Origin of the sequence: Hyunsoonleella ulvae (genome assembly GCF_016827605.1) — a bacterium.
In the GTDB taxonomy this organism is placed as follows: domain Bacteria; phylum Bacteroidota; class Bacteroidia; order Flavobacteriales; family Flavobacteriaceae; genus Jejuia; species Jejuia ulvae.
In genome coordinates, this window is sequence record NZ_JAEPJQ010000002.1 from 487724 (window position 1) to 507529 (window position 19806).

Genomic DNA, 19806 nt, shown 5'->3' on the forward strand with positions numbered 1-19806 from the left:
ACAAAAAAGTAGTTTTTTAAAAAAAATATTAATACGATATCTCAATTTAAACCAAACTCATCATTTAGTAGAAAAGTATACCTATTACACATCCTAATTTATTTACCTAATATAGACTTTATTTTATTTAAAAACGAAAAAGGAAGCCTAATTAATAGGCTTCCTTTTTTTACTATATTATTAAATATTTAGACAGATTCTCTATCGACAAAAAAGAATGGTGCCTTAACTTTTTCTTTTATATTTTCAGTTATCATTTTTGCTGTTTGTTTTCCCATATCATTAAAATCAATAGAAATAACCGTTATTCCTAATATTTGTTTTAAAGGGGTGTCGTTGTATGATATAATACCGATATCAGATCCTAATTTAAAATCATTTTCTTTAACTTGATGCATTATACGTACCAAATCATCATCTTCAATGGTAATGTATAAATTCTGTTTTTCTAACACAAACTCATTGGAAACCTCCTCAATGATTTCAAAATCACATTGATATTTAGTACAATATTTTGTAAAGCCATTTAAAATGGCTCTTGGGTATGGGTAGAATGATGCTTTAGGGTAGACAAGTGTTAGTTTATTATACTTATCTATTTTTTGTTTAGCATTTTGAAGTGCTATAAATATATCATTTTCAAAATCTTGGAAAACCTCAATAAAATTCCCTTCAATTTCATGGTTATTATTATCCAACAAAACCAAACTATCTTTTGGTATCTCATTTACTACCTTACTTACTTTACTTGTAAAACTTACATAAGATAGATCTTCAGTTCTAAAATGTGGTATTATCACATAGTAATCATAAGTATTATTGTATTTGGTCATTAGCTCTAAAAATAATGCTTCATCACAGTGATAGCTATGCAAATCGATATGGCACGTATTTCCCATTTCCTTTAGAAATGAATTGTAAACCATCGTTTTGTATGGACTCAATTTATTTACTAGAAATAAAACATTTAACTTTGATATTAACTGCGTGTTTGCAATATAAGAGCCTTTACCTTGTACGGATACTATGATATTACGTTTTCTTAAAACTTTGTAAGCCCTTTCAACTGTATCTCGAGAGAGATAGAATTCTTGACTTAATTTATTTATGGAAGGTACTTTATCTCCAATCTTTGCATTACCATTTGAAATATTACAAACTATGGAGTTAATAATTTGCAAATATTTTGGCACAGTAGAGTTTACATCTAGCGTTATAAGATCTAACATGGCTTAAATAGTTTTAGTCATGTCAAAATTATTAAAGCTTAGTAAACCAAAAATCTTAAATAGGGTAACTAAAAGTTTTTTTTAATACATCTTGTGGTTAAATTAATACAAAATTATGCTTTTATTACCTCTTTTATCTATTTTTTCCTAGGAATATCGTTTTGTAAAAAAGGGCTTGCGTTTCTCGGAAATTGGGTTTCTAATAAGCGTTTCATTATTTCTTCTACCTCTTGATACTCTGGCTTACCTGATACATTTACAAAAGACAATAAACTATTTTTATGTTCATATAATTCTACTCCTAACACTTCATGGGTGTTTGAATCCCTCCATTCTGTGTAACGCCAATTGCCATTAGTTGCTGTACAACCCATTATTTTTTTTCCTCTTGCAAAAACACTTGTTGCTACAGCATCCCATTCCATATCTGGGTTATCCAATAGCCCAACTAAACTTTTCCCATCAGAATTTAAGTGCTTAAGCCCACAAACCTCCGCAAGGGTTGAAAATATGTCTACATTTTCCACTAATGCATTGGACGTCGCTCCTACTAATCGATTTTTATAATTTGTTTCTCTACTTATTATTAAAGGCACCCTTACATCTATTTCTACGTTAGAGTGTTTGCACCAAGCCCCATATTCTCCTATTTTGTAACCATGGTCACTCATAAAAACAATCATGGTATTTTTACGAAGATTTAATTCTTCTAGTGTTTTCATTACCTTGCCTACTTGGGCATCCATATAACTTACACAAGCATGGTAACCATGAATCAATGTTCTTGTTATATCGTTATTCAAGGGGTCTTCCTTTGGTATTCCATGATATCCTTTTAACTCTCCCCATTTACTCAATGCTAACCTGTACATATCTTTGGGTTTGTCTTTTAAGGGAATTTTAAATTGGTCCTTATCATACAAATCCCAATATTTTTTGGGTGCATTAAAAGGCAAATGTGGTTTCATCAAACCAACAAACATTAAAAATTTATCGTCTTTATATTGGTGCAACATTCTAATAGCATCGTTTGCAACAATGCCATCTTTGTATCCATCATCTGCCACGTCAGCATCTTCATAGGCAGGACCTTTGGCGCGTTTACCAGCCATAACCTCAAGACTCTCTGGTTTTAAGTATATGTTAGAAGGTCTTTTTACCAGTTCTGTCCAACTTTCTTTATCATCCACAAAATGATGATATACTTTACCCGTACTAATAGTTTTGTAACCGTTTTGCTTGAAAAGTTGTGGAAGCGTTACAACATCTTTATGCACTTTTCTTAAAGGTGTAAAAATGCTATAAATACCTAAAGTTTCTGGTCTTAAACCAGTTAAAGTACTCATTCTAGAGGGGGCACAAATGGCTTGTTGGGTATAGGCTTTGTTAAACATTACACCTTCTGATGCTAGTTTATCAATATTTGGAGTAATAGCTGTTTCGCTTCCATAGCATCCTAGTTCTGTCCTTAAATCGTCTATATAAAAAATTAAAATATTTGGTTTCTCATTTTGTGCAGATACTTTTAGAATACAACACGTGATACAAATTAGTAGAAATAGTTTTCTCATTTTATAATTTTAGTTTTTAGACAAACCTAACTTTTAAGGTTTAAAAATTACTTTGGCGGATTAGCCCGCGTTAGGGATTGAACGGCTTGTTTGAGCTCCTTGAAAAGAGCGAGTAGTGAAAGCCCGACCCCTTGTGGGTAACGCCCAAATTAATTACTCTTGCACTGGTTGTGGAGATTGTACAACTGGCTTAGTATCTCCTACGTTAATCAGTTTTCCCTTTCCTTCATTAAATCCCCCAAAAGGAATAGCTTTTTTCTTCTTGTCTAACATATAATTATATTTCTTTAAATAAAAGCTGCGTGTTCCAAATTCATCATTAATTTTATTTAGTGCTAAATTTAACTTAGTATCTAAATCTTTTTGAATTTCCTTTAATTGAGTACTTCCGAGCAAATTGTTTTGCTGAAAAGGGTCTGCTATGTTATCGAAAAGCATACTTGGACCACTTGGTGTTCTAGCGTAGGTGTACTGCTTGGTTTTAAGTGCTCGATAGGGTTCGTCTTTAAAATTTGCTCCAAAAGGAGCTGGATTCATGACTAATGCTGCCCTATCTACATTTGGATCTGGATTTTTAATTAAACCTTCTAAATTCTCCCCTTCTATGGCTTCAGGAATTTCAATATTAGTAAGCCCTAATAATGATGGTAATATATCAGGGGTTGTTATAGGTGCGTTTACTACTGCTCCTTTATGCTTTTCTATTCCTGGATAACTAATTAAAAAAGGGACTCTGATAGACTCATCCCATGCCAATTGCTTCACAAAAGGTTTAACACCGTGCGCTCCCATCATTTCACCATGATCTGCAGAAAAAACTACAATAGTGTTATCCATTAACTTAAGCTCTTTTAGTTTATTTATAACACTTCCTATAGCTTCGTCTGTAGCTGTTGCATGCGCATAATACCCATGTAACTCCTGACGGCAACGTTCTTTAAATTCCTCTGGTATGTTTGGATTTAACGTTAAGCCTTTTGGAGGATACATATTCTTATATTTCTTAGGTGCCGAATTATGTGGGTAATGCGGTGTAGCTATAGAAATAAAGGCTAAAAATGGTTTATCATCTTTGGAATGTTCAGTAATATAGTTGTTTGCGTCTTTTACAATAGCAAATGGCGAATACTCCTTCCAGTGTTTTAACTCTTTATTATCATTATCATAATATGGCATTCTTGTGTAATTGTGAGAGCATTCAAGAGCTTTCCAATAGTCAAAACCTTGACGTCTTTCCTTAGGAATAAAGCTAGATCTTCCATGACCATCTAAGTGCCATTTACCCCAATACGCTGTATTGTAACCTTCAGACTTGAAGATTTCTGCCATAGTTAACTCCTCAGCAGGTAAATACAAATCGTTTAAAAACATACCTGTAGTTGTTGGAAACTTACCTGTTAGCAACGATGCTCTATGTGGTGTACAAACTGGCTGTACGGAAACTGCATTGGCAAAGTTTACAGATTCTTTAGCAAAAGCATCTAAGTTTGGCGTTTTTACATCTGGATTACCTGCATAACCTAAAGCAGATCCTCTCCATTGATCTGTAAGAATATAAACGATGTTTGGTTTCTTTTGCTTGGTTTCTACTGAAGCTTTGTCTTCGTTTTGCTTTACTTCTTTTTTACAGCTTGATAAAGTAAATACTAGTACTAAAATAGCTGCTGAAAATAATTTAATTCTCATTTTTCTGATTAAATTGTCTGTTTGTTTATTGATTTATTTTTTGTACCCCTTCCTCAGTGGCGTTAATTTCTTGTATTGTTCCGTCTTCGTTATAATACAAATATTCTATACAAGTATTTCTACTAAATTTTGACCCTCCATTCCAATTTTGCCAATGATAAAAGAAATAATCTTGCCCTTTGTAGTTTACGATAGAATGATGGTCTTGCCTTTGTTTTGGGTTGATAGCCCCTTTGTATTCAAAAGGGCCATAAGGATTGTCTGCCATCCCATAAAAACCTCCTAAACCAGCATTATAGGAGAAATAATATTTTTCATTGCGTTTATGCATGTAACTGGCTTCAAAGAAATTTTTAGCGCCATATTCAATGGTTCTTGGTGCTTCGGCTAACTCCAAAAGATTATCTTTTAAACGTGCTACTTTAGGTGTTCTGACGCCCCAGTATAAATACACTTTACCATCGTCATCTTCAAAAACACAAGGGTCTAACCATTTTCCTTCCACACCTTCAATCCAACCGATATCTTTAAAAGGTCCTTCTGGCACATCGCTAACAGCGACTCCACATCTCATATCGTCTTTTGATCCTTTTACTGAATGCGGATATAATAAATAATATTTATTGTTTTTGTATATGGCAGTTGGCGCCCACATCCATCCTTTTGCACCCCAAGGAATATCTCTGGAATGTAATACTTCGCCATGGTCTGTCCAATTTACCATATCTGTTGATGAAAACGCACGATAACCATCCATAGAATCGTAAAACGTAGCGTCTTCCATATCACGAGACGTGTACATCCAAACTTTGCCATCGTTCCAAATATGTGCAGAAGGGTCTGCGGTTCTAATATGACGAATTACAGGGTTATTCCCTTCATTGTGTGCCGAGGATTTTACTCCAACAGCTGGATTAGCTTTCTGTTCTTTTTTTTCATTTTTACAGCTTACCAAGGATAAACCAAATATCAAAACAACAACTATTTGAAATCCTTGTTTCATTATAATTTAGACTTAAACGTGTAGGTTCCTGGTTGTACCAATAATTCAGTATCGTCAGTTTCTGAGCTTATCGTTTTTATATCGTTTGTATCTTCAATCGATTCTACAGTTCCAGGTAATATAACTTTTGCTGTTGTATTTGGTGGAATAGTAACATTTATAGTAAAAATGTCTTCATTAATTTCCCACGAAGAAGCTACTTTCCCATACGGTGTATTTAATTCAGCTGATGCTGAAGTTAATGGACTTTTAGGTTCTGGAGCAATACGAATGACTTTATAACCCGCCTCTAATGGTTCAATGCCTCCTATTCGTTCATACACCCATTCGCCTATCGCTCCGTAAGCATAATGATTTAAGCTATTCATTTTTTGAGGGTTAAAACCCTCTGCCTTACTATAGCTGTTCCAACGTTCCCATATAGTTGTGGCTCCTTGATTAATAGAATAGAACCACGATGGATAGGTTTCATTAAATAATAGTTTATATATTAAATCTGTATCCCCCATTTCGTCCAGAACTCGTGATAATAGTGGTGTACCTAAAAAGCCTGTTCGTAAGTGATTATCTGCTTCAGCTATTTTTTCTAATAGGTGTTTTTTTGCATTAGCCTGTTTACCTTCAGACAATAAATCATAAGCCAATGCTAATAGATATGAGGTTTGTGTTTCTTCAACGCCTTTTACTTTCCCCGATTCATCAAAAAACTTATTTTCAAAAGCATTTGCAACAGTTTTAAATAAAGCCTCATATTTAGCTTGCTCATCTTTTTTACCTAATACCTCAGCAGTTTGCGCTGTTAATTTTGCTGAATGTGCAAAAAATGCTGTTCCAATTAAGCTTTTAGATGTATCTCCTCTGTTATCGCCGTTTTTAGGCAGTGGTTGCAACCAGTCTGCAAAAAACCCCATAGAAGAAATATAATTTTTGGTAGTAGCCTCATGATATGCTACCCAACCCTTCATGGTTTCAAAGTTTTCTTCAAGAATTCTTTTATCCCCAGTTCTGTTGTATATATCCCAAGGAATTATGGCGCAGGCATCTCCCCAACCGGCACTTACCTTGTTATTAAAAAGCACATCTGGTACTACCCAAGGAATTCCTCCATCTTCATATTGGGATTCGCGTACACTTTGTAACCAGCTTGCCCAAAACTTATACACATCGGCATTAAATATAGAGGTTGGTCCAAATACCTGTGCATCTGCAGTCCAACCCATACGCTCATCACGCTGTGGGCAATCGGTTGGAATATCAAAAAAGTTTCCTCTTAAGCCCCAAACAATATTACTTTGTAATTGATTTAATTTTTCGTGAGAGGATGTAAATGTTCCATTTTCTTCAAAATCTGAATACTGCACCAAACCTGTTACCCAATCAGTTGATGGGGTTTTTGAGGTATCAAACCCACTTAACTCCACGTATTGAAATCCATGAAAAGTAAATTTTGGCACCCATTCTATAACACCATCTTTTGATGCTGTATAATAGTTGGTAGATTGTGCTGTCCTGTAATTATCTGTGTAGAAAGTTCCATCTGGTGATAACTTTTCTGCAAATCTAATTTTTAACTTTTGCCCTTTTTTCATAGGAACTTTTAACAATGGCACACCTACCATATTTTGTTTTAAATCAAAAATAACAGCACCATCTTTTTCAATAACCTCTTGTGTAGCTAACTTTATTTTCGATTTTACGGTTGTATGCCTTTTTGGTTCTAAACGAATTTTATCATTTATAGGAAATACATTTACTTTTTCCCAATTCTTATCACTGAAATTATTGGTTGTCCAATTAGGCATTTCTAGATTAGCATCGTAAGTTTCGCCATCATAAATTTCTGAAAGTCTTATTGGTCCGTTGGTTGTAGCTTTCCAACTTTCATCAGATACAATCACTTTTTTAGAACCATCTTTCATGGTTAATTCTAACTGACATAATATTTTTGGAGCTTCTGTATCAACCCACAATTCTTTTCTCCAACCTAATCTACTGGAATGCCAACCTGAAGCTAATTCTACTCCAATAGTATTCTGACCAGATTCTATAACACCAGTAACATCATAAGTAATGGTTTCTATACGTTCTTTGTATGGTGTATATCCTGGAGGCATTACATCGTCACTTACATCTTCGCCATTAATGGCAACATCAAAAACACCTTTAGCTGTAATATATAATCTTGCAGATTCCACATCGTTAGATAGCTCAAAACCTTTTCTTAAATATTGCGGACGATGAATTATATTATCTTGACTTCCTAATATTTTTTCTTTTTTGGTATCTAAACCAATCCACTTCGCTTTCCAATCACTGTTATTCAATAATCCTAATTCAAATTGATTTATAGCACTCCACTGGGAAGCATTTTCATCTTGATTCCAATACTTTACCTGCCAATATACTTTTTGGCGAGACTCTAGGGGTTTACCTTCATATTTTACCCAAACAGATTGGTCTTTCATTTGTTTTCCAGAATCCCATAAATCTGCATTATCAGGCAATAAATCTAGACTACTTGCTACTACAATTTGATATGCCGACTGACTTTTTACATCTTTAGAAACTGGTAGTTTCCAAGAAAATGTTGGTTTAGCATCATAAAATCCTAAAGGATTTGTAAACCCCTCGGAAATGGTTAAGTCATTGGCTTTTTCCAATATAACTTTTTCCTGACATGACGTTACACTTAATAACACAACGCATAAAAGTGTTATTAAAAATCTATTGATTTTCATTTTATTATTCATCATAATTTAGTTTAGTTTGAAATTGATAGGTACCAGCATCGACTGTTACGACTATAGTTTTGTCTTCTACTTCTTCTAGTTTTAAATAAGAACCTTCTCGTAATGCCCTACCATTTAATAATATGTCTTTTTTTGAAGTATTGTAAAGGTAAATTTCTGCAGTAGTATTTGGTGGAATTAAAGCTTCTAAATTAAACATATTCTTTTCTATCTTCCAAGAAGATGACCCTTTACCGAAGGGTGTATTCACACTTGCCGAAGCTGAATTTAAAAATTCTGTATTGGGCACAGGAGCGATTTTTATTTTTTTATAACCTGGTGCTAAAGGTGCAATACCTGCAATACGTTCGTACATCCATTGCCCAATAGCACCATAAGCGTAATGGTTTAAGCTATTCATTGGTTGTTTATTATAGCCTTCTTCTATGCTGTAGCTATTCCAACGTTCCCACATGGTCGTTGCTCCTTGATTGATGGAATAAAACCATGATGGGTAGGTTTCTTTAAAGATTATCTCATACATCAAATCAATTTCTCCCATATCATCTAAAACCTTTGGTAAAATAGGTGTTCCCAAAAATCCAGTTCCTAAATGATTATCTGCTTTTTTAATTTCTTTTAGCAAATATCTCTTCGCGTTTTCCATTTTTTCAGCAGAAAGCAAATCAAAATAAATGGCTAATAGATAAATGGTTTGAGTTTCCTTTTCTCCTTTATACCTTCCATTTTCATCAAAAAACTCATTTTCGAAAGCATTAGCTATATTGTTATATAAGTTTTTATACGAGCTTTCGTCTTCCACATTTCCAAGTACTCCTGCAATTTTAGAAACCAAATGTGCCGAATGCGCAAAAAAAGCTGTATTTATAAATACTTTAGGTGTGTCCCCTCGATTTCCTGTTTTTCCTGGTTTTGAAGGATAGGGTTGCAACCAATCTGCAAAAGAATGCATAATTGGAATATAGACTTTGTCTTTTACTTTAGATTGATAGTAGCCTACCCACTTTTTTGCAGATTCATAACTCTCTTTAAGTGCATTAATATCTCCAGTAGCATTGTAAATATCCCAAGGAATAATGACGCTGGCATCTCCCCATCCCGAACTTGCACTCTTGTTTTGAAGCACATCTGGTACCACAAAAGGTACTGCTCCATTTTTGTGTTCAGATTGGTTTTCTCTTAAACTTTGCAACCATGCCGTCCAAAAGGCATGTGTATTATAATTAAACAAAGCAGTTGGCGCGATAACTTGTGCGTCTCCAGTCCATCCTAAGCGCTCGTCTCGTTGAGGGCAATCTGTTGGAACATCAAAGAAATTATCGCGCAAGCCCCAAGTAATATTTCGTTGCAAATGATTCAGCTTGTCATGAGATGATGTAAACGTTCCGTTTTGTTCAAAATTTGAATGTTGTGCTAACCCCTTTACCCAACTTGCTTCTGGTTTTGCATTTTTATCAAAACCACTCAACTCTAAATATTGAAACCCGTGAAATGTAAACTTTGGTGTATATTCTATAATACCATCTTTTGAAGCTATATAATAATCAGTTGAATGCGCAGAACGGTAATTTTTGGTATAGAAAGTATTATCCTTTAATAGCATTTCAGAAAATCTAATCTTTAAAGTATCGCCTTTCCTCATAGGGACTTTCACTTTTGGCACACCCACTATGTTTTGTTTTAGATTGAAAACGGCACGATTTCCCTCTGAAGAAACCAACTGTACATCATCAATTATAGTCTGCGTTTTTACAGTACTATGTCTTTTAGGTTCTAATTTAACAGTGTTATCGATAGCTTGTACTTCAACCGCATGCCATAAACTGTCATTAAATTCAGGATTCGTCCAATTGGGCATTTCTAAATTGGCATCATAGGTTTCGCCATCGTAAATGCCTGCTAATCTTACAGGGCCGTTTGTAGTTCCTTTCCAAGTTTCATCAGAAACTATAGTTTGCTGTGAACCATCTTCAAGGGTTATTTCTAACTGGCACAACACTTTTGGAGACGCAAAATTTTCATAAAGTGCTTTCCCTCTACTTATCCTTCCAGAGTGCCAACCTGATACCAATTCTACTGCTAGTGCATTCTCGTTGGATTTTAAAAAATCGGTAACATCATAAGTTAGTGTTTCAATACGATGATTATAAGGCGTCCATCCCGGAGGCATCACATCATCACTAACGTCTTTTCCATTTAAGTGCACATCAAAAACACCTTTTGCTGTAATGTATAATCTCGCTGATTTAACTTCTGAAGGTAAATCAAATGATTTTCTTAAATATTGAGGTCTGTGCATTAGGAATTTACGAACTCCTTTTATACTGTCTTTAGCCGTATCTAAACCCGTCCATTTTGCTTTCCAATCTGAGTTTTTTAATAGTCCCAATTCGAAGGAATTAATATCGCTCCATTCTGAAATTTGACCATCTTGATTCCAATACCGTACTTGCCAATATACCTTTTGTCTGGATATCAGTTCTACTCCCTCATATTCGACCCAATTAGATTGTTCTGAAATCTGCTTTTGAGAATCCCACAAATCTGGATTGTTGGGTAATATATCTTCAGATGAAGCCACAATAACCTGATAGGCTGATTGTGATTTTATATCTTCAGAAATAGGTAATTTCCATGAAAATGTAAGATTATCATCGTAAAACCCTACAGGATTTTTAAAGCCTTCAGAAATAGTTAAATATATGGGCTGTTCAACCAGAGTAGTGTTACAGGATAGCAATCCCACAAAAATACTTAACAAAAAAACTCTAAAAACAATAGACTTGTATCTCATAAATGACTCATAAACAATAAGGCGCACATGTAATAAAGCAATTTCCAATTTTTCAAAAAAAAAACTATCCTGTTGTATCTCGATTTATAGAAGTTATTTGATCTACGCTTATAATAAAGAATAATGCGTTTTTCCTTCTATTATTTAGAAATCACCATACCAAGAACTTAATTAAAATTATATTCTTATTTCATTTTTTATGATGGATTCGGGTTTTTAGTTATTTTAGGAAATCATACTAACAAAAAACCAGAAAGTTAAACTTTCTGGTTTTTTTATTTTTATATCTATTATGTTGTGAATTCTAAATAAGAATCAATTAAAAAATAATTATCTATTATTAACTTGATTTATTACTTTCAGCACAACAAGTTTCTTTTGACACATAATTATTTGGTAGTAAAACTCCAAATTTGACCTATAGTGGTTCCTCCATTTCCATCTTTTACAACTATTTTAAAATAGTAAGTTGAAGCTGCTGCTAAACCGGTAGCATTATATGTTGTTTCAGATTGATTTTCTGAAACTTTTGTTGTTGGATCACTATCTGTATCTAAATACACATCGTAAATTAAACTATCGTTATCCACATCACTAGCTGTCCAACTTAGTGTTGTACTAGTGGCATCTATTTCAGAGTTTAATGCAGGTTCAACAAGGCTAGGAGCAAATGGTAAATGGTTAGAAACACCATCACCTTCAACCAAAAATTGACTAATGGCAGAATATGCACTTTCCTCTCCCTTACTATCTCTGGATTTTAGCCGCCAATAATACGATTTCCCTTTCTCTAAGCTAATAACTCTAGACGTTGTCGAGCTTGAAACATCATATGCTAGCGAGGAGAAGTCACTTTGTTCAGATACTTCAACTCTATAAGTTATCGTATTTCCTTCATTATCTGTAGAAGCATTCCATTCAAAAATTACGTTATTATCAATACACAACGTATTGCTTAATGGATAAACCTGAACAGGGACAGAAGGTGCAGTGTTTACTGGATCTGGTTCTGGTGTACTATCATCCCCACCACTACTACATGACAAGATAATACTTGCGAGAGCTACTAAATATATATATGACTTTTTCATTTTAATTTTTTATTAACTTAATAAATACTGGCTTTTCTACATTTATTTTTACAAAATAAATACCGTTAGGCTTATCTTCTATGTTCAACATCATTTTCCTCGAGTTTGCCTGATATTTCTTCACATCGATTAACTGAGAATGAATATTATATATTTCTACATCTACTGCCTTTAAATTATTTGGCATAAAAATCTCAAATACACCATCAGAAGGGTTTGGATAAGCCTTAATGTCTTCAAGAAGATTTACAGTTTTTACCATTTCTCCTTGACACGCATCTTTACTTTTTACAACCAGATTATCGCCATGGTTTACTTGCACATTGAATTTGGACTGATATGTTTCCATAATTTGAGTTCCATTTTTGTAAACCGTGTAAGGAGGAGCCCCCTCATCAACAGATACCTCTACAGATTGCTTAACAACTTGCATCTTACCAGACAAATTAATCCCTCCTTCAATTACTACTTCATAGCAATGGTTATAATTTTCTCCTACTACTTCAATACAAAAATCGTAAGTTCCTGGACTCAAGTCTTCAATCGTGGCATCTTTAGTAAAGTTGTAATCTACACCATTAATAGTTGTAGCATAATCATGAACTGCCCCTGCATTAATAACCAGTTTACCATTATTTTTACCTACACATGTCTCACCAACAGATTGAATAGTAAAATTATCAGGTCCCAAAGGGTCTACTGGGACAATACCTAAATCGATAATTTGTAGATATAATGGCTGCGCATTACCAGAACTATCTTCCATCAAATAATAGTATGCTTTTCCATTTTCTATATGAACAACGCCGTGATCATACTGTCTTCCACTGGTAGCCTCATAAACCCTCTCAAAATTATCAGTTCCACCTTCTGCTTTGTCTACAACAACTCTACCGTTATTTAAGCCTACTGCATAAACATTAGCCCCAGATGTGTAAAACGAACCTGCTATAGATTTTTCTGTAGTTATAAACTCTGTAGCACCTGCCGGTTTGTAAGTGTGTAAGCTTTTAGTTACGTTACTATCTAAATCTCGTACCTGACTCTTAATATGTACATCACCATTGGCGGTTACCGTCCAATCAAATCCACCAACTATATGTACTCTATTTGGATTTGTTGTCTCTACGTAATCTCCAGGTTCCATGACTTTTATAAAATCAGCATCCCATAATGGAAGACTAAAAGATTCTCCTTTATAATTCTTCCAACCCGTAGCAGCCGTTTGATCATCTGAATAGGCATAATATACTCCATTTTGATAAAGATATTTATCATCATTATTTTGAGATCTGCGTTGAAAACCAATACGAAACTTACCGTTTACGTATTTCATATCACCGTAAAGTCCCCAATTATAATCAATCCCTGGTTGGCTTCTTGCATTTAACCTATTAAAATCTATGAAGTTACCCCATTCTCCAGTATTGGCATCATATTTTACAAACTTATACATACCATTGTTATTTCCACCTTCACGCATAAGCATAAAAATTTCTCCATCATCATTTTGGAAGAATCTTGGGTAGGTTAATGATACGAATTCTGATTGAGCAGCAGTTCCCGGCATTCTTAAATGCTTATATCCACCGCTACCATTTTGAACAAATTTATCCAAAGTAAAATCAGCATCTGGTAACGAAGCTGCATCTTTAACTGAATATGAATATCTAAAATAATCATTAGCTAGACTTCCATTAGATGGTCTTGAAGCACTATAAGCATGCATATCGTACAATAAATGAATTGTTCCGTCTAAAGGACTTATACCAACAGCTATGGTATTATGAGATTCTCCAATCCAGTATTGATTTTGATACCCCGTATGCCTATGAGGAAACTCGATGGTTGCCATTGTGCCGGTTACTATATTGTAGCGGGTAAGCATTACATGGCGGTCTGCTTTACCACCACGATACCAAGTCATGAAAACATAATCCCCATAGGTTTTTATGGCATCTCCATGAGCTGAGATATTTCTCCCAAAAAAATAGTCATAAGGAGCATTATCTCCAGTATTTGAAGCTCCGCTAGTTACTTTACTACCATCGAAATGTAGACCTAAGTCTGTAATTTTAACTTCGGTTTCTAAAACAACTTGAGCATTTAAAGTGACAGAGAGTATCAGCACTACAACTATTAAGACATAGTTATGCAAACTCTTTTTTCGAGAGTATTCTTTTTTCATAATTTTTCTTTTTATTACCTTATTTAATAAGGCTTACATATACAAATTTATGTAATTTCAATAAAAAAGCATCCTGTAGTATGCTGACGACGTTTTAAGAATTATCTTCTCCTAAAAATTAATTATTCCAGAAAAAACACTTCTTGTAGTGGAATAGAAACAGGTGAATTATCTGAATTTACCTCCATTATATCTGCCATAAAATCCCACCATTTTTTAACAATTGGATTATTGGCCAAATCCTGTGATCCACCTTCTCCAGATACTTTTTGAAAGGCAAATAATGTACTGGTTTCTTCATCTAAAAAAATAGAGTACTCACTTACACCACTGTCTTTAAGCAATTTTTTTAATTCAGGCCATAGTTGGTCATGTCTTTCTTTATAGGCTGCTTTTTGGCCTTTATTCAATTTCATTTTAAACGCTAGTCGCTTCATATTAGCATACTTTTTTAACCAAAAAATCATTCTATGCGTATTTTACGCATAGAATGATTTTATATAAATGTTTTATCTTGTCTAAGCTGTAAAACTATTACTGCTTTATCACTTTTTGGGTAAAACTTCCTTTTTCTCCAGTAAACTTAACTAGATACATACCACTTGATAAAGCACTCGCATCTAAAGTTAATGATGCTTCTCCATTTACTTCTCTGGTTAACACTTCTTTACCAATAAGAGAATATACAGAAACTGAATTAACTTCAGCAGTTAATCCCTTAATACTAATTCTGTTATTTACAGGATTTGAAACAAATATAGAGCTTGTATCAAACTCATCGTTACTTAATGGTGCAACAAATCTAAAACGGAAATTATCACCACTAGTATCTAAAGTGATAGGATCGTCTTCTACAGGGGTTGCACCAAATCTATAAGCAGAACTCTGACCTGCCCATGGAGTACCTGCGTAATCACCTCTAAAGAAGATCTGGTTTTGGCCAGGTAAATCAGAATTTGCAGCACAACATGGCTCACCAGAAGCTATTTTCCTCATCTGAATCTGCCCTAAATTGTCGTCAGGAGTAGTTGTCACTACCATTGGTGTAGCTACGCCTGTGATAGACGGATCTATTTGTACAAACCCAAGACTAGCACCGCTACCATTTTCAACAGTAGATCTCATTATCAACATACCAGTAACAGTAGGGTGAGCTTCAAATAACCATTGTTGTGTTGGAGAATTAGCAACATCTTGACTGTAAGCTAAACCAAGATCGTTTCGCAACGTTAGAAAAAGATCTACACCACCAACTTGATCACGAAGTTTTATTTCCCAAACTCCTAAAGAGCCTGAATTAAAAAACCCCCAATCATCGCCATCTCCGTCATCAATAGCCTGAGCATAACCTTGAAGAGAGAACATAGCTAGCATTAAAAAAGCAATAAACTTTAAAGTAATTTTTTTCATAATTTAAGTTTTTAAAAAGTTAATATTTAGTCTGTTAGTCATTAGAAAGACTACAATTTGGTACAAATTAAAAAAAATGAATAAATAGACTATCCTGCACTAACCTGTTATGCGTGCTTTAGTGCCAATTTTCAAATTAAAAATTTCATTATTAACATTTTAAAGTTCTACATAGAGCTGTCTATTTTACAGTTAAAACTACTTTTTGCAAATCTTTTTCTAAGGAAGAAGTCCCTACTGATATAGTGAAAGTTCCTGGCTCTACTACTTTTTGCATATCACTGTTTAATAAATTTAATTCGTTAAAACCTATTTTAAATGTAACTGTTTTAGTTTCTCCTGGCTTTAAAGTGATTCGCTCAAATCCTTTTAGCATCTTTAGATAGCGACCAACAGATGCGTAATCGTCCCTAACATACATTTGCACAACCTCATCACCCTCTTTATCTCCAATATTAGTAACGTTTACTGAAATAGTTGTGGAACCATCTACTGGAATTGATTCTTTTTCAAGCTTTGGGGTACTATATTCAAAAGTTGTATAACTTAAACCGTATCCAAATGGGAATAAGGGCGATTTATCAGTAAAACGATACTTTCCTTTTCCAGATCCAATAAAGTCAGGACGCTCCAGATAAGTTACAGGAACTTGCCCAACAGATCGTGGGAAAGACATCGTTAGTTTTCCACCTGGATTAACATCCCCAAAAATTACGTTTGCAACGGCATCTCCTGCTCTCATACCTCCATACCACGTTTCAAGTACAGACGGTATATTTTCGGCGATGTAGTTTATACTCAATGGGCGACCATTAATCAAAATAACAATTACTGGTTTTCCTGTTTTATGGATCAACTCTACCAATTCATTTTGTACGCCATATAAATCAAGATCGGAACGATCGCCGCCCTCACCACAGGTTTTGTGAGAGCTACCCACAACCAGAACAATAGCATCCGATTTTTTTGCAGCAGCAACAGCCTCGGGAAATCCGTCTTTTGAAAAACTGTCTATATCGCAACCTTTAGCGTAATTTATTTTTACATTATTACCTACTTTTTTCTTCAAACCATCTAAAACAGAGACATAGTATGGCGGTAACCCTGAATACCCTCCCAACAACTTATATGTTCCCTTTTTAGGTCTTTCTTCATGTGCATTAGGGCCTATGACAGCTAAAGATTTTATTTTTGATACATCAAGAGGTAAAAGTTTATTATCATTTTTAAGCATGATAATAGATTTTTCAGCAATTTCTAATGCAAACTCACGATGTTCGTCTGTTCCAGCCTCTACAGTTTCCTCATCAATTTCTTTTGGTTCTGAATCAAATAAGCCTAATTTATATTTGGCGGTTAAAACACGTGATGTGGCTTTATCTATATATTTCATCAATGCAGGATCCTGTATTACTGTATCCTTCAAAATATTATTATGATACGTTGCCAGGTCTACGTTTTTACCAATTACCAAGTCCATGTCAACACCTGCTTTTAAGCCTAAAATAGCAGCTTCGGTTCTGGTTTCAGCTATAAAATGCATGGTTTGTAATCTCCCTACATCATTGTTGTCGGATACAATAAAACCATCAAATCCTAACTCATCTCGTAGGATATCCTTTAACAACCATGTATTCATATGGCATGGAACACCGTTAAAATCTTGATGCCCCGGCATAGCACAGCCTACCCCTGCTTCTTTTACTGCAGCTTCGAAGGGTGGAAGGTAAACCTCACGCAAACGACGTTCGGACATATCGCTAAATCCACCATTTATACCACGGCGGTTTTCAGGGTATCCAACAAAATGTTTAGCCGTTGCAATCACATGATTTTCATCAAATTGCTCATTACCCGTTCCTTGTAACCCTTGAATAAATGCCACACCCATTCGAGACACCAAATAAGGATCCTCTCCATAGGATTCTTCAACACGACCGTAGCGGGCATCTCCTGCGTAAACATCTAAATTAGGGGAGTAACAATGCGTAACACCCAAAGCCCGCGCTTCTAGTGCTGTTTGAGACGCCATTTTTTTAATAAGTTCTGGTTCCCAAGTTGAGGCACAGGCCACCGCTTGTGGGTAAACTGTCGTATTGCCATAATAGTCAAGAACAAGCCATAATCCGTGTAATGCTTCTCCATATTTCATAAATGGAATACCTAATCTTTCATTGGCAGGAGCATCTTGTGTTAATTCTGCTATTTTTTCGTCTAAGGTCATTTGACTTAATAGCGCTTCTACTTTTTCATTTATTTTTTGATCTTTTTCATTTGCTTTTAAAGTTGATGTCTCAGATTGACAACTTTTAAAAAAGAAACTAACTAAAACTAGTACAAAAACAGAGTTTTTCATTTAACTTAATTTGTATTTGGCTACTAATCTAAAAGATATTTATCCTTTACCCATCCTGAACTATCTTGTATAAAAAAAGACTGGAGAAAAATTTTCTCCAGCCTCTTCAAACTAAACAATTAAAAAACTTACTGCTTATTAATTTCTGTATCCATTGTTTGTTGGATCTGATTCCAATAATGCTGGGTTATTTTCTAATTCCTGTAAAGGAATTGGCAACTTAACATGCCATGGTCTGATATTATCCGCTGGATTCCAAAAACGGAATTCCAAATCTTGAACCACATCTAATAAAATACCCCATCGTATCAAATCATATCGTCTATGCATTTCAGCAGCCAACTCCCACTTACGCTCATCGTAAATAGCTTCTCTAAAAGCTTGCTGACTTAAACCTAAAATAGCCTCAGCTTCTCCTTGTGTTGCAAAGGCACGCTCTCTAATTTTTCTAATATATTCGAAAGCTGTATTTGGGTTACCTCCAGGACGTTCGTTCTCACATTCAGCAGCCATTAAATGCACATCTGCTAAACGGAATACCATTCTGTTATCAGAGTGATTAAAACGAGGGGATCTATCCAACTCCAAATTCCAGAATTTTGCCATGTATGGGAAATTTAACTGAAACCCTAAATAGTTATCCACTATATTTAGCTCTCTTCTTAAATCATTCATTGGAAACTTTTCAGCAAAGTCCTTAGAAGCCACCTGTAATCCAGTACCATTAAACGCTTCACCTCTAGCAGCTAATGCATCTCCTAATGCAGCTCTTTCATCTGAATTTGCTGGCTCATCTCTTAGACGTGGATTAAACATACTTGGGCGCCAGTTATTGTTACCAGCAAATGATCTACCCGGGAATGCTGGATCAAATTGGCTATTAATATCTCTAGCAAAATCTAAAGACCAGATAATTTCATCATTGTATTCATTAAATTGATCAAACACCTCATTGTAAGTATCTAACAATCTATGAGGAGACTGGTTGATGATTTCCAAACATTTATCTAAACCTAGTTGCCATTGTTGCTGCTTCATATAAATCTTAGCCATTACAATAGCTGCTGCCCATTTTGAAGCTCTACCACTTTGATCACCTGTGTAAGCGTCCTGTAGATTATCTTGAGCAAACTGTAAATCCTCCATAACCCCTTCAACAATAGTTGCCTCTGGAGTTCTACCTAAAGAACCGATTTCTTCCAAAGTTAATACCTCTGTATAATATGGCGCATCCCCCCAAAGGTTAGTAATATGCCAGTAGCATAAGCCTCTAATAAATCTAGTATCTGCGAGGATATCAGTTCTTATTTCTTGGGTACCAATGGCCTCATTACCTGTTACTCTATCTATAATAACATTAGCATTTAGAATAATTCGATAAAGGTCTTTCCAAGTATCTGAAACACTCATTTTTTGAACAGATACATCTGCCAAGGCCTCATTCAATGTGTAGTTCCCTATTGGTTGCACAAAATTTGCATTACGGTTGGGTTCAATAATATCACACCCATTATCATAAAAATGGTCTAGTCCTACCTGACCATATAAAGAGTTGTTCTTTAAAATGGCATACATACCTTGCACCGCTTGTCTTGCGTCATTTTCCGAAGCAAAAAATGTTTCGGGAGAAATAAGTGCTTTTGGGTCTTCTTCTAAAAAGCTTTCACAACTAAAGCATGCGAAAACTATAAAGACGGATAAAATTATGTGTTTTGTTTTCATATTATT

General features: G+C 34.7%; 12 protein-coding genes. All 12 read right to left on the reverse strand.

Features of this window, described 5'->3' with window-relative positions; translation table 11 throughout:
• Positions 1 to 188: 188 nt before the first annotated feature.
• Entirely contained in the window at positions 189 to 1229 is a 1041-nt protein-coding gene (locus JS605_RS07740; RefSeq protein WP_203257123.1) for a GntR family transcriptional regulator, read from the reverse strand.
• A 137-nt stretch (positions 1230 to 1366) separates the two neighbouring features.
• On the reverse strand, positions 1367 to 2800 hold the full coding sequence (locus JS605_RS07745) for a sulfatase (RefSeq protein ID WP_203257124.1): 1434 nt from the start codon (positions 2798 to 2800) through the stop codon (positions 1367 to 1369).
• A gap of 153 nt (positions 2801 to 2953) precedes the next feature.
• Positions 2954 to 4486, reverse strand: a complete 1533-nt coding sequence (locus JS605_RS07750) for a sulfatase family protein (RefSeq protein ID WP_203257125.1) — start codon at positions 4484 to 4486, stop codon at positions 2954 to 2956.
• Positions 4487 to 4511: 25 nt separating this feature from the next.
• On the reverse strand, positions 4512 to 5489 hold the full coding sequence (locus tag JS605_RS07755; RefSeq protein WP_203257126.1) for a family 43 glycosylhydrolase: 978 nt from the start codon (positions 5487 to 5489) through the stop codon (positions 4512 to 4514).
• Positions 5489 to 8242, reverse strand: a complete 2754-nt coding sequence (locus tag JS605_RS07760) for a family 78 glycoside hydrolase catalytic domain (RefSeq protein WP_239000298.1) — start codon at positions 8240 to 8242, stop codon at positions 5489 to 5491. The genes JS605_RS07755 and JS605_RS07760 overlap by 1 nt, the downstream gene beginning before the upstream one ends.
• On the reverse strand, positions 8232 to 11033 hold the full coding sequence (locus JS605_RS07765) for an alpha-L-rhamnosidase (protein ID WP_203257127.1): 2802 nt from the start codon (positions 11031 to 11033) through the stop codon (positions 8232 to 8234). Before JS605_RS07765 ends, JS605_RS07760 begins: the two co-directional genes overlap by 11 nt.
• Positions 11034 to 11422: 389 nt before the next feature.
• Positions 11423 to 12124 carry a fibronectin type III domain-containing protein gene (locus JS605_RS07770; RefSeq protein WP_203257128.1) on the reverse strand — a complete coding sequence of 234 codons (702 nt, stop codon included), beginning with the start codon at positions 12122 to 12124 and terminating at the stop codon, positions 11423 to 11425.
• Position 12125: 1 nt separating this feature from the next.
• Entirely contained in the window at positions 12126 to 14312 is a 2187-nt protein-coding gene (locus JS605_RS07775; protein WP_203257129.1) for a BNR-4 repeat-containing protein, read from the reverse strand.
• 122 nt (positions 14313 to 14434) lie between these two features.
• Positions 14435 to 14749, reverse strand: coding sequence for an L-rhamnose mutarotase (rhaM, locus tag JS605_RS07780; RefSeq protein WP_203257130.1), 315 nt, complete (start codon positions 14747 to 14749; stop codon positions 14435 to 14437).
• 97 nt (positions 14750 to 14846) lie between these two features.
• Positions 14847 to 15722, reverse strand: a complete 876-nt coding sequence (locus JS605_RS07785) for a T9SS type A sorting domain-containing protein (RefSeq protein WP_203257131.1) — start codon at positions 15720 to 15722, stop codon at positions 14847 to 14849.
• A 181-nt stretch (positions 15723 to 15903) separates the two neighbouring features.
• A complete protein-coding gene (locus tag JS605_RS07790; protein WP_203257132.1) occupies positions 15904 to 18078 on the reverse strand; it encodes a beta-xylosidase in 2175 nt (724 codons plus the stop codon).
• Between the two features lie 138 nt (positions 18079 to 18216).
• Positions 18217 to 19800: a RagB/SusD family nutrient uptake outer membrane protein gene (locus tag JS605_RS07795; RefSeq protein ID WP_203257133.1), complete on the reverse strand. Its 1584-nt coding sequence runs from the start codon at positions 19798 to 19800 to the stop codon at positions 18217 to 18219.
• Positions 19801 to 19806: the final 6 nt, after the last annotated feature.

Coding starts and splice junctions, on each gene's coding strand:
- rhaM (WP_203257130.1), bottom strand. CDS start 14,749: ATGAAGCGACTAGCGTTTAAAATGAAATTGAATAAAGGCCAAAAAGCA.
- JS605_RS07755 (WP_203257126.1), bottom strand. CDS start 5,489: ATGAAACAAGGATTTCAAATAGTTGTTGTTTTGATATTTGGTTTATCC.
- JS605_RS07760 (WP_239000298.1), bottom strand. CDS start 8,242: ATGATGAATAATAAAATGAAAATCAATAGATTTTTAATAACACTTTTA.
- JS605_RS07785 (WP_203257131.1), bottom strand. CDS start 15,722: ATGAAAAAAATTACTTTAAAGTTTATTGCTTTTTTAATGCTAGCTATG.
- JS605_RS07790 (WP_203257132.1), bottom strand. CDS start 18,078: ATGAAAAACTCTGTTTTTGTACTAGTTTTAGTTAGTTTCTTTTTTAAA.
- JS605_RS07745 (WP_203257124.1), bottom strand. CDS start 2,800: ATGAGAAAACTATTTCTACTAATTTGTATCACGTGTTGTATTCTAAAA.
- JS605_RS07750 (WP_203257125.1), bottom strand. CDS start 4,486: ATGAGAATTAAATTATTTTCAGCAGCTATTTTAGTACTAGTATTTACT.
- JS605_RS07765 (WP_203257127.1), bottom strand. CDS start 11,033: ATGAGATACAAGTCTATTGTTTTTAGAGTTTTTTTGTTAAGTATTTTT.
- JS605_RS07740 (WP_203257123.1), bottom strand. CDS start 1,229: ATGTTAGATCTTATAACGCTAGATGTAAACTCTACTGTGCCAAAATAT.
- JS605_RS07775 (WP_203257129.1), bottom strand. CDS start 14,312: ATGAAAAAAGAATACTCTCGAAAAAAGAGTTTGCATAACTATGTCTTA.
- JS605_RS07795 (WP_203257133.1), bottom strand. CDS start 19,800: ATGAAAACAAAACACATAATTTTATCCGTCTTTATAGTTTTCGCATGC.
- JS605_RS07770 (WP_203257128.1), bottom strand. CDS start 12,124: ATGAAAAAGTCATATATATATTTAGTAGCTCTCGCAAGTATTATCTTG.